17 protein-coding genes are annotated in these 13,917 nt (G+C 66.7%); 5 read left to right on the top strand and 12 right to left on the bottom strand.

Annotated features, from left to right (window positions below):
* Nucleotides 1–17 precede the first annotated feature (17 nt).
* Entirely contained in the window at nucleotides 18–743 is a 726-nt protein-coding gene (locus tag ACLH0K_RS08655; RefSeq protein WP_411376362.1) for a beta-ketoacyl-ACP reductase, read from the bottom strand.
* A 153-nt stretch (nucleotides 744–896) separates the two neighbouring features.
* Between ACLH0K_RS08655 and ACLH0K_RS08650 the strand changes: the two genes are divergently transcribed.
* Genes ACLH0K_RS08650 through ACLH0K_RS08635 form a run of 4 tightly spaced genes read left to right on the top strand, consistent with a single transcriptional unit; the run spans nucleotide 897 to nucleotide 2,953 of the window.
* A complete protein-coding gene (locus ACLH0K_RS08650) occupies nucleotides 897–1,331 on the top strand; it encodes a DUF3099 domain-containing protein (protein WP_411376361.1) in 435 nt (144 codons plus the stop codon).
* Nucleotides 1,328–1,594 carry a hypothetical protein gene (locus ACLH0K_RS08645; protein ID WP_411376360.1) on the top strand — a complete coding sequence of 89 codons (267 nt, stop codon included), beginning with the start codon at nucleotides 1,328–1,330 and terminating at the stop codon, nucleotides 1,592–1,594. The genes ACLH0K_RS08650 and ACLH0K_RS08645 overlap by 4 nt, the downstream gene beginning before the upstream one ends.
* Complete coding sequence (locus ACLH0K_RS08640) at nucleotides 1,595–2,473, top strand: SURF1 family protein (protein WP_411376359.1); 879 nt, start codon at nucleotides 1,595–1,597, stop codon at nucleotides 2,471–2,473.
* Nucleotides 2,474–2,476: 3 nt separating this feature from the next.
* Nucleotides 2,477–2,953, top strand: a complete 477-nt coding sequence (locus ACLH0K_RS08635; RefSeq protein WP_411376358.1) for a YbaK/EbsC family protein — start codon at nucleotides 2,477–2,479, stop codon at nucleotides 2,951–2,953.
* 3 nt (nucleotides 2,954–2,956) lie between these two features.
* Here ACLH0K_RS08635 and ACLH0K_RS08630 read toward each other — a convergent pair whose 3' ends face one another.
* The 9 genes from ACLH0K_RS08630 to ACLH0K_RS08590 form a co-directional block, all read right to left on the bottom strand.
* Nucleotides 2,957–4,555, bottom strand: coding sequence for an ABC-F family ATP-binding cassette domain-containing protein (locus ACLH0K_RS08630; protein WP_411376357.1), 1,599 nt, complete (start codon nucleotides 4,553–4,555; stop codon nucleotides 2,957–2,959).
* Nucleotides 4,556–4,684: 129 nt separating this feature from the next.
* A complete protein-coding gene (locus ACLH0K_RS08625; RefSeq protein ID WP_411376356.1) occupies nucleotides 4,685–5,521 on the bottom strand; it encodes a hypothetical protein in 837 nt (278 codons plus the stop codon).
* A gap of 40 nt (nucleotides 5,522–5,561) precedes the next feature.
* Entirely contained in the window at nucleotides 5,562–6,626 is a 1,065-nt protein-coding gene (locus ACLH0K_RS08620; protein WP_411376355.1) for a spore photoproduct lyase family protein, read from the bottom strand.
* A gap of 60 nt (nucleotides 6,627–6,686) precedes the next feature.
* Nucleotides 6,687–7,550, bottom strand: a complete 864-nt coding sequence (locus ACLH0K_RS08615; protein ID WP_411376354.1) for a prenyltransferase — start codon at nucleotides 7,548–7,550, stop codon at nucleotides 6,687–6,689.
* Nucleotides 7,547–7,870: a lycopene cyclase domain-containing protein gene (locus ACLH0K_RS08610; protein ID WP_411376353.1), complete on the bottom strand. Its 324-nt coding sequence runs from the start codon at nucleotides 7,868–7,870 to the stop codon at nucleotides 7,547–7,549. Before ACLH0K_RS08610 ends, ACLH0K_RS08615 begins: the two co-directional genes overlap by 4 nt.
* Complete coding sequence (locus ACLH0K_RS08605) at nucleotides 7,867–8,214, bottom strand: lycopene cyclase domain-containing protein (RefSeq protein WP_411376352.1); 348 nt, start codon at nucleotides 8,212–8,214, stop codon at nucleotides 7,867–7,869. Before ACLH0K_RS08605 ends, ACLH0K_RS08610 begins: the two co-directional genes overlap by 4 nt.
* Nucleotides 8,211–9,815, bottom strand: a complete 1,605-nt coding sequence (crtI, locus tag ACLH0K_RS08600) for a phytoene desaturase family protein (protein WP_411376351.1) — start codon at nucleotides 9,813–9,815, stop codon at nucleotides 8,211–8,213. The genes ACLH0K_RS08605 and crtI overlap by 4 nt, the downstream gene beginning before the upstream one ends.
* Nucleotides 9,812–10,723: a phytoene/squalene synthase family protein gene (locus ACLH0K_RS08595; protein WP_411376350.1), complete on the bottom strand. Its 912-nt coding sequence runs from the start codon at nucleotides 10,721–10,723 to the stop codon at nucleotides 9,812–9,814. Before ACLH0K_RS08595 ends, crtI begins: the two co-directional genes overlap by 4 nt.
* Entirely contained in the window at nucleotides 10,720–11,790 is a 1,071-nt protein-coding gene (locus tag ACLH0K_RS08590; RefSeq protein ID WP_411376349.1) for a polyprenyl synthetase family protein, read from the bottom strand. Before ACLH0K_RS08590 ends, ACLH0K_RS08595 begins: the two co-directional genes overlap by 4 nt.
* 35 nt (nucleotides 11,791–11,825) lie before the next feature.
* On the opposite strand from ACLH0K_RS08590, the gene idi reads away from it, so the two are divergent.
* On the top strand, nucleotides 11,826–12,371 hold the full coding sequence (gene idi, locus ACLH0K_RS08585; protein ID WP_411376348.1) for an isopentenyl-diphosphate Delta-isomerase: 546 nt from the start codon (nucleotides 11,826–11,828) through the stop codon (nucleotides 12,369–12,371).
* 15 nt (nucleotides 12,372–12,386) lie between these two features.
* On the opposite strand, the gene ACLH0K_RS08580 is transcribed toward idi, so the two are convergent.
* Together ACLH0K_RS08580 and ACLH0K_RS08575 are read right to left on the bottom strand one after the other, a co-directional pair.
* Complete coding sequence (locus ACLH0K_RS08580) at nucleotides 12,387–13,145, bottom strand: glycosyltransferase family 2 protein (RefSeq protein ID WP_411376347.1); 759 nt, start codon at nucleotides 13,143–13,145, stop codon at nucleotides 12,387–12,389.
* Nucleotides 13,142–13,819 carry a DUF2993 domain-containing protein gene (locus ACLH0K_RS08575; protein ID WP_411376346.1) on the bottom strand — a complete coding sequence of 226 codons (678 nt, stop codon included), beginning with the start codon at nucleotides 13,817–13,819 and terminating at the stop codon, nucleotides 13,142–13,144. Before ACLH0K_RS08575 ends, ACLH0K_RS08580 begins: the two co-directional genes overlap by 4 nt.
* Nucleotides 13,820–13,917 lie beyond the last annotated feature (98 nt).

Below are 13,917 nucleotides of genomic sequence, written 5' to 3'. Positions count from 1 at the left end.
GGTTTGGGCCAGGGGCGTCAGTGGCCCATGCCCAGGCCGCCGTCCACGGGGATAACGGCGCCGGAGATGTACGCTGCCTCGTCGCTGGAGATCCACCGGACCACATTGGCTACCTCCGCGGCCTCTGCGAACCGGCCCGCCGGAATGCTGGCCAGGTAGTCCTTCTGGGTTGCTTCTGGGAGTTCGGCGGTCATGTCCGTGTTGATGAAACCGGGAGCCACGACATTGGCGGTGATGCCGCGCGAACCGAGCTCGCGGGTCAGCGAACGGGCGATGCCCACCAGTCCGGCCTTGGACGCGGAGTAGTTGATCTGGCCGGGTGCACCGTAGAGGCCGGAAACGGAAGAAATGAGGACCACGCGGCCCTTGCGGAGGCGGATCATCCCCTTGGAGGCGCGTTTGATGACGCGAAAGGCCCCGGTGAGGTTGGTGTCGATCACGGACGTGAAATCGTCTTCGCTCATGCGCAGCAGCAGGGTGTCCTTGGTGATGCCGGCGTTGGCCACCAGGACCTCCACGGGACCATGGGCTGCTTCCACTTCCTTGAACGCGGCGTCGACAGAGGCTTCGTCCGTGACATCCGCCTTGACGCCCAGGATCCCCTCCGGAAGTTGCGACTCACTGCGGTACGTGACAGCAACCTTGTCCCCGTTGGCCAGGAATGCTTCGGCGATGGCCAGGCCGATGCCGCGGTTGCCGCCGGTGACCAGGACGCTGCGGGGGGCGGAAACTGCTTCAGTCATAGGGACGCTCCGGGATTCTGCGGCAGGCTGCGCCGCGGTAGGAAAGGTGTGATTGGCTGCCTCCGATCTTAGCGGCAGCCCCGCTGCGGGTTTGGGCGGCACTGCTGATGGTGAGAGAATTTAAGCCAGGCCTTTGGAGCGTGATAAATCACTGTGACCCTTGAAAACCATGCGGGACAAAGCGCGCCCGGAGAACCCGGGCGGTTCTCCGGCGATTCGGAGGTCCATAGCATTACGGATGCCGCGGGAGCACATTCCGAGGACATGCGTAAGCGCATGATCAAGTACGCCGTGGCGATGAGTATCCGCATGGTGTGCCTGATCCTGATTTTCGTGGTGGACGGCTGGTTCAAGATCATCCCGGTTGCCGGCGCCGTTTTCCTGCCCTGGATTGCGGTGGTGATCGCCAACGGCAACGACAAGGCCGAGGGGCACAGCGACTCCCTGCTGGATTCGGCGCCTCTGGCGGAGATCGAGAGCGGCCCGGAGCCGGAGGCTGATGGGGGCGCGGGCAGCCAGGTGCTGCAGGGCGAGCTGATTGATGACGACGACGAGTACGGAACCGGTGAGGAGCGGAAGGCTTCATGAGCATCTTCGACTTCGCTGCGGGGACCGATCCCGCCGTGGCCGAAACCGGGGCAGTGTGTTCCCGTAAGGCCTGCCGTGCAGGGGCTTCCTGGCAGCTCCTGTGGAACAACCCCAAGATCCACACCCCGGAGCGCCGCAAGATTTGGCTGGCGTGCAGCGAGCACCGGGACTGGCTGGAGGACTATCTGCAGACGCGCGGGCTGTGGAAGGAAACGCTCCCCCTGGACGCTGTTTCCGGGGACGGCACGGAGCAGGACAGCTGAATGTACCGTTTCCTCTTCTCCAGCAAGTGGCTGGGCTATCTACTGCTGGCTGCCATTTTCGCCACTGCCTGCGTTTTCCTGGGCCGCTGGCAGATGGACCGCCGGGCCGAAACGCTTGCTGAAATTAATCGCGTGGTGGCCAACTACTCAGCGGAACCGATTTCCTTCCCCGAGGCGCGGGACCAGTTCAACAGCCTTGACCCGGCCCGGGAGTGGACGCAGGTGGAACTGACGGGCACCTACGATGTTGCGGGCCAGCGCATTGTCCGCAACCGGCCCCTGAACGGGCAGCCGGGCTACGAAGTGGTGGTCCCGTTCCGGCTGTCCTCCGGTGAGACAGTGGTCATCGACCGGGGGTGGCTGCCGATCGGCAACAAGAACCCCGGCAGCCCGGACTCTGTCCCCGCGCCGCCCGGCGGTGAGGTAACCGCCGTCGTACGTTTGAAGCACCCGGAACCAACGCTGCAAAGGGGCGCACCGGAAGGCCAGCTGGCGTCCATCGACCTTGCCGCCTACTCGGCGCAGCTTGGCTACCCCCTCCTGACCGGCGCCTACGGTCAGCTCGCCGCCGAAACGCCGCCCGCAGCGCAGATGCCCGTGGCGTTTCCAAAGCCGTCCACGGAGGAGGGCACGCACCTGTCCTATTCGCTGCAGTGGTTCGCCTTCGGCGTCCTGATGTTCGTGGGCTTCGGCTACGCCGCCCGCCAGCAGGCCCGGAACGCGGCGATCGACGCCGAGGACGACGACGATCCTTCCACAGGCGGCGACATGCACTCGGCCGTGACGCCGGCCCGCCGTCGTCCGGCCCCGCCCAGGAAGCGGAAGAAGGCGACCTCCGAAGAAGAGGAAGATGCCCTCCTCGACGCGCAGGGGTACTGAGGCATGACGGATCACGACGGCGGTCCGGTCGCCCTGGTGCGCGCGGCCCTGGTCGCTGGCGGCGTCGGGGATACCGTCCGCACCTTTCCTGCCGGCGTGCCCACTGCGGTGGCTGCGGCCGAGGCTTTGGGGTGCGGGGTATCGGCCATCACCAACAGCCTGGTGTTCGAGCTCAACGGGGAGCCGTTGCTGATCCTTGCCAGCGGAGCCGCCCGCGTGGACACCGGCCTGGTGGCGGAGCAGCTGGGGCAAGGACGAATCCGCCGGGCCTCCCCCGACTTCGTGTTGCAGCACACCGGGCAGAGGGTCGGCGGAGTGGCTCCCGTCGGCCACCCCGGAAGGATCAGGACACTCCTGGACACGTCCCTCCGGTCCGAGGAACTCCTGTGGGCGGGAGCCGGCGACCACTACTCAATGTTCAGCATCACCTACAACCAGCTCCGCGGCATCACCGGAGCGCAGGAACTGCAGGTGCGCTGAGCGCTACGCCAGCGTGATCAGGTCCAGGTAGTCCTCGTTCCACAGGTCCTCCACGCCGTCGGGCAGCAGGACCACGCGCTCCGGGTTGAGGGCCTCAACGGCGCCTTCGTCGTGGCTGACCAGGACGACGGCGCCCGTGTAGTTGCGCAGCGCGCCCAGGATTTCGGCGCGACTGGCGGGATCGAGGTTGTTGGTGGGTTCGTCGAGGAGCAGGACGTTGGCGCTGGAGGCCACGATGGTGGCCAGCGCCAGGCGCGTCTTCTCACCGCCGGAGAGCACTCCGGCAGGCTTGTCCACGTCGTCGCCGGAGAACAGGAACGAACCCAGGATGCCGCGGACTTCGGCATCTTTCATGTCCGGGGCGGCCGACCGCATGTTTTCCAGCACGGTACGGTCGTGGTCCAGGGTTTCGTGCTCCTGGGCGTAGTAGCCCACCTTGAGCCCGTGCCCGGGAACAATGTCGCCGGTGTCCGGCTGGTCCACGCCGGCGAGCATCCGCAGCAGCGTGGTTTTGCCGGCGCCGTTGAGGCCCAGGATGACCACCTTAGAGCCGCGGTCGATGGCCAGGTCCACGTCGGTGAAGATCTCCAGGGAGCCGTAGGACTTGCTCAGGCCCTCCGCGGTAAGGGGCGTCTTGCCGCACGGCGACGGCTCCGGGAAGCGCAGGGCCGCCACGCGGTCCTGCTCGCGCACTGCCTCGAGACCGCTCAGCAGCCGCTCTGCACGCTTGGCCATGTTCTGTGCCGCCACGGCCTTGGTGGCCTTGGCACGCATCTTGTTGGCCTGGTCCATCAGCACCTGGGCCTTCTTTTCGGCATTGGCGCGCTCGCGCTTGCGGGCCCGCTCATCGGTTTCGCGCTGCTGCAGGTACCGCTTCCAGCCCATGTTGTAGAAGTCGATCTGCGCCCGGTTCGCGTCCAGGTGGTACACCTTGTTGACCGTGGCTTCGAGGAGCTCCACGTCGTGGCTGATCACGATCAGGCCGCCCTGGTGGTTCTTGAGGAAGTCGCGGAGCCAGGAGATGGAGTCGGCGTCCAAGTGGTTGGTGGGTTCGTCGAGGAGCATGGTTTCCGCGCCGGAGTAGAGGATCCGTGCCAGCTCCACACGGCGGCGCTGGCCGCCGGACAGCGTCTTCAGCGGCTGGTTGAGGATGCGCTCGGGGAGCGCGAGGTTTGAGGAGATGGCCGCCGCTTCGGCCTCGGCCGCGTAGCCGCCGCCGGAGAGGAACTCCGCTTCCAGCCGGTCGTATCTCGCCATGGCTTTGCGCTGGACTTCCGCGTCGTCGCTAGCCATATCCGCCTGGGCCTTCTTGAGCTTGCCGACGACGACGTCCAGGCCGCGCGCGGACAGGATCCTGTCCCGCGCCAGCTGTTCCATGTCGGGAGTGCGGGGGTCCTGGGGCAGGTAGCCGATTTCACCGCTCCGGGTCACCTTGCCGGCTGCCGGAAGGCCCTCCCCCGCAAGGACCCGGGTGAGGGTGGTCTTGCCGGCACCGTTGCGGCCCACCAGGCCGATTTTGTCGCCCTTGTCGATGCGGAAGCTCACCTGGTCCATGAGCAGCCGGGCGCCGGCGCGCAGTTCGAGGTCCTGGACGGTAATCACAGCAGGTAAGGCCTTTCAACAAACAGGGACGCCACAGCTCCAGGAGATCTGGAGGGAATTGGCAGAGTGGCCGGAGAACGGCCCTTACCAGTCTACCGTCCGGCCCCGCACCGCAGGACCGCCGGCAGGTCAGGGAGTTTGGACCGGCAGCACCAGCATGTAGCCTGCCGGCATCCCGCTGCTCCACCGGCGCGGCTCGCGGACCACGAACTGGGTGGCCAGCTCTTCGGGGGTCAGCAGGCTGTTGGGGACGGGCGACGGGCCCCACTGCCCGCTGCCGTGCGGGTAGAGCGGATCCAGCACCCGGACGCCGGTCACCGCAAACCCGGGGAACCGGACGGGATCACCCATCGCCTCGAACCCGCTCATGACCCACGCGTGGCGTCCCCTCCACATCACCAGCCCTACAGGCCGGCCGGTCTCGGCGATCGCACGGGCAGCCGTCTGCAGCGCGTCCTGGTAGTCAGGGACGCTGACCACTTTGTAGGGCCCCATTCCCACTTCGGTCAGCACCTGCGCCCATCCCAGCGGGTTGGCGCCGTTGAAGGAGTTCGAGGACCTGGCCCGGGCCATCTCCCACAACTCACCCTGGTGGGCAGAATCAGCCCACGTGCCGCCGCCCGTATCATCAACGAGGTTATGCGCCATCTGGATACTCGCCGCCACACACCAGTCGAACGTGTACTGCGGTACGAAGTCGCCCTCCTGGTAAAGGTTGAGGGCGTACGGTTCCGGTACCGGGGGCGGCTCCGGAACCGCTGCCGGTGCGGGCGCCGTCGCCGATGCGTTCTGCGGCGCGAGCGTGACTTCTGGTGTGGCCGGCGCAACCGACGAGGACACGGCGGCCGATGGCGCAGCCGGGGAACCGGTGGCTGCGTCCTCAACTCCCGCGGACGGCACGCAGCCAGTCAGGAGCGTCGCCACAACGACGATCCAGGCCAGGGGACGGGAACGCGCACCGCTCATGATCGGTCCAGTCTAGCGCGCAGCCTTGTCCGTCCGACCCCTAAAACGCGTACCGGATCCGGCAATAGGGCGCTATTTCCGCAATGAGATCCGTGAGCTGCCGCACGTAGCGCCCCTTGGTTCCGGAGCGGTAGCGGACGTTGCTGAAGCCGTTCGAGGAGACCTTGGACTCCTGCAGGTCCGGCCGCCACAGGACCTGCTCCGCCTGCGGATGCCACCCAAGGTTGACCTCATGGAGCCCCTCATTGTGGGTCAGGAAGATCACCTCTGCCGCCAGTTGGTCCTTGGCGGCAGGAGTCAGCACGTCGTCGAGCTGGCGAAGCAGTTCTTCCCAGTCGCTGAGCCAGGTGTCCGTGATGATTACCGGCGAGAGATTCACGTGCACCTCGTAACCGGCTTCCACGAAGTCGTTGATGGCCGCCAGGCGTTCAGGGACCGGGGAAGTCCGCACGTCAACGGATTTGGCGAGGGCCGCCGGCATGAGGGAAAAGCGGACCCTCGTGCTGCCGCCATGGTCCCAGCCGAGCATAGCCGGGTTCACGTACTTGGTGGCGAAGGACAACTTCGCATTGGGCAGCCCCCGGAACAGGCCTACGAGGTCCTCCACGTTATCGCTGATGAGTGCGTCAACAGAACAGTCGCTGTTTTCACCAATGTCATAGACCCAGAGATCCGGATCGCACTGGTTCGGCTCCAGCTTCATGCCCTGGCGGGCGGCGTGCCGCTCCAAAGACCCCGCAATCTGGTCAATGTTCGCAAAGACCGTCACCGGGTTGCTGTACCCCTTGTGCCGCGGGACGTAGCAGTAGGCACAGGCCATGGCGCAGCCGTTGGCCGTGGAGGGGGCAATGAAGTCCGCGGAACGGCCGTTCGGTTTGACGGTGAGGGCCTTTTTCACGCCGAGGACCAGTGCCTCAGTCTTGATCCGCGACCAGCGGGGAACGTTGGTTTCATCACCGTGCAGTTCCGGGATGTTCCAGTGGTTGTCCACCAGCACCACCTCGGCGTCCGGCCAGCGGCCAACGATGTCCCGGCCCCGGGGAAGTTCCAGCGCGGCGGGCTGCGCGAAGATCCGGCGGATCTGCAGCAGCCGGTTGAATTCCATATCCCTATTCTTTCAAGGCACGGTCCGTAGCGGGCCCGGTTAAGCCCAGGGCATCATGGTTCAGCGGACGGCCGCGTACCAGATCAGCAGCATGGTCACGAAGAACCCGGTCACGTAGTTAAGCCACAGGAACCGTTCCCAGCCGCGGTGGGCCTGCTCGGCGTCACGGTCCGCCAGGGCTGCGAACGGAACGATATTGGCCACATACGGCAGGACCAGGAGGGACGCCAACGGTCCGGGCCAGGGGGTGAACAGCATCAGCGTCCCGCCCACCAGGTAGGCTGCGATGGCAAAGCGGACGGTTGTGGCCGCTCCAGTGACGGTGGCAACCGAGGCGATGCCGCCGTCGCGGTCCGCAACCACATCCTGCACCGCGCCGAACGCCTGGCTCGCAACGCCCCACAGGAAAAACGCGCCCAGCAGCGCCCACAGCGCAGGCGTGACATCGGCCCGGGCCAGGACCAGCCCGTAGAGGGCGGGGCTGACAAAGTGGGTGCTGGAGGTGGCGGAGTCGAGGAAGGGCCGCTCCTTGAATCGCAGCCCCGGCGCACTATATGCCACCACCGCGAAAACGCTGAGGGCCAGCACCAGCCAGGACGCCGGCCCGCCCAGCACCATCAGCACCGCCAGGAACGGCACGTTGATGGCGATGGCGGCGCGGAGGGTGGTGCGGTGCATGGACCGCTCCAGCACGGCGCCCTCCACGCCTCCCTTGCGCGGGTTCCGCAGGTCCGATTCGTAGTCGAAAACGTCGTTGATCCCGTACATCGCAAGGTTGTAGGGGACCAGGAAGTAGAGGGTGCCCACCACCCAGGCAAGGTCGATCCGCTGCGCCGTCAGCAGGTAGGCGGCGGCAAACGGATACGCCGTGTTCACCCAGGACAGGGGACGCGAGGAAACCAGCAGGGTGCGCAGTGTCTTCACGGCTTCCGCTCCCGGGAGCGTTCACCGAGGAGAATCCACAGCGAAGGCAGCAGCAGAACCGCGGCCACCGGATAGGCGAAATCCTCCAGCGGCGCCAGGCCCACCAGGACGCCGGAGATCAGCTCCGGCGAGTAGGTGAACAGCCCGGCGGCGATCATGAGGTTGTCGAACACGGCGGTCAGGAGCAGCACGACGACGGCGGCACCGGCCGCCGCTGCCAGCGCCACTTTGCGCCGCGCTCCCCGCAGCACGCGCACCGCGGCGATGGCCGCGCCGAGGGCCACCAGCAGGAACACGGCGTTCAGTGCCCAGTACGTCATGGGCGTTCCTCCACTTTCTCGCCGCGGCGGTGCCGCGCCTCCAGCGCGCGGCGGAACAGCAGGAACAGGTTCATCACCAGGTAGCTGAGGAAGACCAGGAAGATCGGCTCCTCCAGCGGCAGTTCGGGGGCGAGTTCTATGCCGATCGTCTCGTTGTGCCCCCGGAAGAAGATCCCCAATCCGATCCCGCCCAGGTCCCAGGCCAGGAAAAACGCCAGTCCCGTGGCGAGCACGGCAGCGGCACGCCCGGCGTCCTGCCAGAAGAACAGGCGCAGGCGCTGGTCCAGGAGCACCATGCACCCCAGGGACACCAGCAGCAACGACAGGTAGGCAGCGGCGATCACGCGACCGTGTCCCGCACCATGCCCTGGCGCAGCGGCACCGGCAGTGGCCCGGTACTCACGTCCCGGCGGAGCCGCTTGATGGCCAGTTCTGCGCTGATCAGGCACATGGGAACGCCGATGCCCGGGATGGTGGATCCGCCTGCGTAGTACAGTCCCCGCACCTTCCGGCTGGTGTTGCCGGCACGGAAAAACGCGCTTTGCCTCAGCGTGTGGGCCGGGCCCAGCGACGTGCCCTTCCATGAATGGTAGTCGCGTTCGAAATCGGCCGGGCCGTAGCTGCGCCTCAGCACAATGCGGTCCGCAAGGTCGGGGATTCCGGCCCAGTCACCTAATTGGCCGATCACTGCGTCGGCTACGCGTTCCAGCTGCTCGTCGCCGCTGCCGCCGAGGCCCGGATCCGGCGGCAGCGGGACCAGGACAAAGACGTTCTCGTGTCCGGCAGGCGCCACGCCGGGATCGGTGGCACTGGGTTTGCACACATACATTGATGCGGGGGCCGGCACGGACGTGTCCTTGCCGAAGATGGCCCGGAAGTTTTCCTCCCAGTCCCGGGTGAAGAGCAGGGTGTGGTGCTCCAGCTGGGGCAGTCCTCCGCGGACGCCAAGGTAGAGGAGCAGGGCGCTGGGCCCGGCGGTGCCGCGGGACCAGTACCGCTCCGGGTAGGTCTGCAGGTCATTGGGGAGCAGTTTGGTCTCGGTGTGGTGCAGGTCGGCGGCGGAAATTACGACGTCGGCCGGGCGGGTCTGTACGGTCCCGTCACCGGTCCGGTAGCGCACGCCCCCTACAGCTGCCGGGTACCGGCGGGAACCTGTGGGCCGGGTCTCGATTTCCAGCACTTCAGCACCCGTAAGGATCTCGGTGCCGGCGTTGCGGCTCAAACGTTCCAAAGCATCCACCAGCCGCGCGAATCCCCCCATCGGGTAGAACACGCCGTCGTCAAGGTCGAGGTGGCTCATCAGGTGGTACATGCTGGGCGCGGTGAACGGCGAGGTTCCGAGGAACACCGCCGGGTACTCGAGGATCTGTTGCAGGCGCGGGTCGGAGACGTAGCGCCGGACGTAGCTGTGCAGCGGCTGCAGCAGCAGCCGGCCAAGGCGGGGCAGCCGCCCCAGCACGTCCGGCGTCAGCAGCGGGGCGAATGATTCGAAGGTGGTGTACAGGAACCGGCGGGTGGCCATGGCGTAGGTATCGGCTGCCGAATCCAGGTAGCGTTCCAAGCGGCCGCCTGAACCCGCTTCCAGCTGCTCGAAGAGCTCCACCACGCGCCGCCGTTCGGCTGGTACGTCCACCGGTTCATCGAATCCCTCGGAGAGGAGCCGGTAGCCGGGATCCAGTTTCACCAGGTCGAGCTGCTCATCCGCTGATGTGCCGAGCAGCCTGAAGTAGTGGTCGATGACCTCGGGCATCAGGTACCAGGAGGGACCGGCGTCGAACGTGAAGCCGTCCTGGCTCCAGGAATGGGCGCGCCCGCCCACCGCGTCCTGCTTTTCGAGCACGGTGACGTGGTAATCGTCCGCGGACAGGAGCGCGGAGACGGCGAGGCCGCTCACGCCGCCTCCGATGACGACGGCGTTACGCCCGGACGGCACTGATGCGCTCACTGTTCCACCGCCCGCATGTCCTGGCTCGAGTACTCCAGGCCCCGCCTGCCCATTAGGACTGCGGCGGCGATGCGCAGTTTCACCGGGTCCGGCACGCTGATCCGGGCGCGGATCAGGTCCGGCGCGGGGGTCTCCCGAATCCGCTCGGCCAACTCGGCGAAGAGTTCCTGGGCGAGGCTGACAGCGAACCGGCTGGAGGCCGGCAGCCCGGGCAGCGCGGCCCGTGACTCGCGCAGGTCCTGGTCGATATCTGCCAGCAGCCGGTGCTTGTGCGCTTCATCAAAGTTCGCGGGCGAAACCCCGGGAAAATAGCTCCGTCCCAGCAACGTGAAGTCCTCGGCGAGGTCCCTGAGGAAGTTGATCTTCTGGAACGCGGCGCCAAGGTGCCGGGCGCCGCGCTCAAGCCGCTGCCTTTCACCCGCGCCCACCGGGTGTCCGTAAAGGAAGCATTTCAGGCACATCAGGCCTACTACCTCGGCCGACCCGTGTACGTAGTCCGCGAAGGATTCGGGTGTGTGCTCTGCCTGCTCGAGATCGGCGCGCATGGACGAGAAGAAGGGCCGGGTAAGGTCCGTTCCTATCCCGGCGCGGCGGGCGGTGTCGGCGAAGGCGTGGATCACCAGGTTGCTGCTGTAACCGGTCAGCAGGGCCCGTTCCGTCTCGCGCTCGAACTCGTCGAGCTGGCGCCGGCTTTCGTCAGGGGCAAGGCCTGCAGCGGAGGTCACGCCGTCGACAATTTCGTCTGCCACCCGCACCAGCGCGTAAACGGACTCGACCTGGCGGCGGACTGCGCCCTTGAACAACCATGAAGCCAGGCCGAAGGACGTCGAGTAAGACCGGAGGACCACCGCCGAGGACTTGAGGGCGGCGCTCGTGTAGTCCGCGAGGGCGTCGCGTTCGCGGCTCATGCGGGGATCCGTTCGCTGACGACGGCGGAGATGGGCGCCAACCCGTCCCGGATAGCCTGCGGCACGAATGGCTGGGCAAGGGCCTGGAGCGCGCGTTCTGTGAAGTCGGCGGCAAGGTGTTCGGTGCGGTCGCGGGCGCCCGATTCGGTCAGCAGTCCGCGGACTTCAGCAACATCGGCCGCAGTAAGTTCCGGGCGGGCCAGCAGTCCGGAGATCCTGGGCCACTGCGGCCCGGTTGCGGCGTGGGACATAAGGGCAGTGCGCTTGCCTTCGCGAAGATCTCCCCAGCCGGCTTTTCCGGTTTTTGCCTCGTCGCCGAAAACGCCCGCCAGGTCATCGGCCACCTGGTAGGCGATCCCGATGCAGCGGCCAAACTCCCCCAGCGCGTTCACCAGTTGGTCTTCGGCGCCGGCCAGCACGGCTCCGGCCAGGAGCGGCGCTTCGAAGGAATAGACAGCCGTTTTCAGCCGCGCCATGTCAAGGACGTCGGCTACGGGCTGGGGCATGGGATCAAGGGGGGCAAGCACATCAAGCAGTTCGCCGGCAGCCGAGGCAAAGACGGCTTCATCCAGAAGCCCGCTGAGCCTCCGGCGGGTGGCGTGTCCGGCGTCGACCTCCCCCAGCAGCCGGTAGGCGTTGGTCAGCGCCAGGTCGCCGGCAATCACGCCGATGGAGAGTCCTGTGTGTTCCGCGCGTTCGGGGCTGCTGCCGTAGGATGCGGCGAGGTTGCGGTAGGTCCCTGAAATGTTGGGCACACCGCGGCGGGTGTAATCACGGTCCACCACGTCGTCGTGCACAATCAGCGCGGTGTGCAACAGCTCGAAGGAGGCGGCCACGGTGGCAGCAGCTGTTGTGTCGCAGCCGCCGAGCAGCCGGTACACCGCCATCACAAGGCGGGGGCGAAAGCGTTTCCCGCCTGCGGTACAGGCCTCAAGGTGCTCCCACATGGCGTGGTAGTCCGCGTGCACCACCTTGGCGCGCGACTTCTCCCGCGTGAAAAAAGCCGTAAGGACATCATCGACCAGCCGGCCGTCGATGGAACCGGCTGACGTGGTGTCCTTGTCCATGGGTAAAGTAAACACGCACAAGCTATTGGAGGGAAATGAACCGCACCGCAGAGCTGGTTGTCCTGGCCGCCGAGGACGGAAGGCCCATCGGCACCGCGGACAAGGCAACGGTTCACACTACCTCCACCCCACTGCACCTGGCCTTTTCCACCCATGTTTTCGACGATGCCGGCCGCATCCTCCTGACCCGGCGTGCACTCGCCAAGCGCACGTGGCCGGGCGTCTGGACCAACTCTTTCTGCGGCCACCCTTCTCCCGGAGAGGACACCGAAGATGCCGTGCTGCGGCGCGCCGGGTATGAGCTGGGACTCCGGCTGGATCAGGTGGAACTCCGGCTGCCGGACTTCCGTTACCGGGCAGTGGACGCGTCAGGCGTGGTCGAAAACGAAATCTGCCCCGTCTACACCGCCCGCGCTGCCTGCTCGCTGAAGCCGCGTGATGACGAGGTCATGGAGTGGCAGTGGGCGGATCCATTGGACGTTACGACGGCCGTAGCCGCTGCGCCGTGGGCCTTCAGCCCTTGGTTGACCCTGCAGCTGCCGCTGCTCTATCCCGCGCAGTTCCGCCCGGCAGGCGGGTGACAGCTGCGCGAGGGATTACTGCCACCGTGCTGCCCGGTGGCGCCCGCTGCCGGCACGAAGGCTCCTCCGCCAGCGCTCCCATGGCGGCACCTGGCGCCAGTGCAGGGCAAGCGTGTGGAACGCGCGGCGGAGGCGGCGCCGCCCCGCGGCGCCTCCTTCCAGGGAGCGGGCGGAGATGCCGACCCGCAGGTGGCGGTCGTACGCCGTGCGCATCGTGGGGTCGAGGACGAAGCCGAGGTCGACGTCGTCGTGGACGTTCTCATTGCGGCTGACGAGGTGGCGGACCCTTTCCCATTCTTCGCGCCGGAAGGCGACGTTCGAGCCGAACGGCGGCCAGTGGCCCATCGCGGCGCCCATCAGCAGGAAGTACGCCTGCATGTAGCCGAGCCCGGCGAGCCGGGCACGGACCGGGCACGTGCCGTAGAAATAACCCGGCCCGGTGAGCACTGCCAGGTCGGCCTCGCCAAGGAACCGGCCGGCGATGCGTTCCAGCCAGTCGCCTGGCGGGAGAGAGTCCGCGTCGCAACGAACAATCACGTCACCAAGGGCTGCATCGTAACCGGCGGAAGCGGCGGCGGCGATTCCGGGCGTTGTTTCGACGAGCACCCGCGCGCCATGCCTGGCTGCCACGTCCCCGCTGTCATCGCAGGAGTTGTTATCCACCACGATGATTTCCAGCGGAGCCACAGTCTGTGCGTTTAGTGCTGCCAGGCAGTGCCCCAGGAACGCGGCGTCGTCTTTGCACGGAATGACTACGGACAGGGACGGGTTCACGGGCTGAGCCTGACATCCTGGCCCCGCAGGGTGGCGCGGATGCCGTCGTCGCGGACTGCAACGTCCTGGAGCACGAGGCCCTCGGGCAGGCCCTCAATGTCGTGTTCAATGGTCACGAGGCTGCGGACCACCGCTGCGGTTCCCTCGGAGAAGAAGGCGGGACCACCAACATCGATGGAGCGTGGCTCAACAACGAGTTTGCCGCCATCCGCGTGAACTGTGCCGGTGGCGGTGACGCGCAGTTCACGGCCCAGTGCCTCTACCGTGCGGACGACCCTTGCCTGGCCGCCGTCTGCTGCACTCACCACGGTTCCGCCGCCCAGTTCCCGGGCGACCACATCGAAGGGCACGGTTGCATCCACGGCAAGCCGCCCGGCAACCGTCCCTTCCGGACCGGTGACGACGTCCTTCCCCACTGCATGGACGTCACGGAGCGTCGACCCGGCGCTCCTCACCGTTTCGGAGTCCAGCACCTGGTCGCCGAGCCACAGTTCGTCGCCGCGCAGGTTCGAGGGAGCCTCCGCTTCCGCCTCCCTGGTGCTCGGCGGCGGTGCTGCTTCGCCTCCTGTGGCCGGCCCGCTCCCCGCATACCAAAGGACACCCGCCGCAACCGCCAGGACAAGGAGCATCCCGGCAGCACCGGTCAGCCAATCCTTCACACGAGTCCACTCCACAAGGCCAGTCTGAAGGGTGACTTCATAGGAAGCGAACCGAAGGGCGAGTGGATAGCTGCAGTAACCCCAGGCATACAGACTGGTCAGTCTGGTTTGGT

This window comes from Arthrobacter sp. MPF02 (genome assembly GCF_046605375.1).
Classification (GTDB): domain Bacteria; phylum Actinomycetota; class Actinomycetes; order Actinomycetales; family Micrococcaceae; genus Arthrobacter.
Note: the sequence above shows the minus strand (reverse complement) of the source record. Positions and strands in the feature narration are given on the sequence as shown.

Coding starts and splice junctions, on each gene's coding strand:
- ACLH0K_RS08655 (WP_411376362.1), bottom strand. CDS start 743: ATGACTGAAGCAGTTTCCGCCCCCCGCAGCGTCCTGGTCACCGGCGGC.
- ACLH0K_RS08645 (WP_411376360.1), top strand. CDS start 1,328: ATGAGCATCTTCGACTTCGCTGCGGGGACCGATCCCGCCGTGGCCGAA.
- ACLH0K_RS08640 (WP_411376359.1), top strand. CDS start 1,595: ATGTACCGTTTCCTCTTCTCCAGCAAGTGGCTGGGCTATCTACTGCTG.
- ACLH0K_RS08635 (WP_411376358.1), top strand. CDS start 2,477: ATGACGGATCACGACGGCGGTCCGGTCGCCCTGGTGCGCGCGGCCCTG.
- ACLH0K_RS08625 (WP_411376356.1), bottom strand. CDS start 5,521: ATGAGCGGTGCGCGTTCCCGTCCCCTGGCCTGGATCGTCGTTGTGGCG.
- ACLH0K_RS08620 (WP_411376355.1), bottom strand. CDS start 6,626: ATGGAATTCAACCGGCTGCTGCAGATCCGCCGGATCTTCGCGCAGCCC.
- ACLH0K_RS08610 (WP_411376353.1), bottom strand. CDS start 7,870: ATGACGTACTGGGCACTGAACGCCGTGTTCCTGCTGGTGGCCCTCGGC.
- ACLH0K_RS08595 (WP_411376350.1), bottom strand. CDS start 10,723: ATGAGCCGCGAACGCGACGCCCTCGCGGACTACACGAGCGCCGCCCTC.
- ACLH0K_RS08590 (WP_411376349.1), bottom strand. CDS start 11,790: ATGGACAAGGACACCACGTCAGCCGGTTCCATCGACGGCCGGCTGGTC.
- idi (WP_411376348.1), top strand. CDS start 11,826: ATGAACCGCACCGCAGAGCTGGTTGTCCTGGCCGCCGAGGACGGAAGG.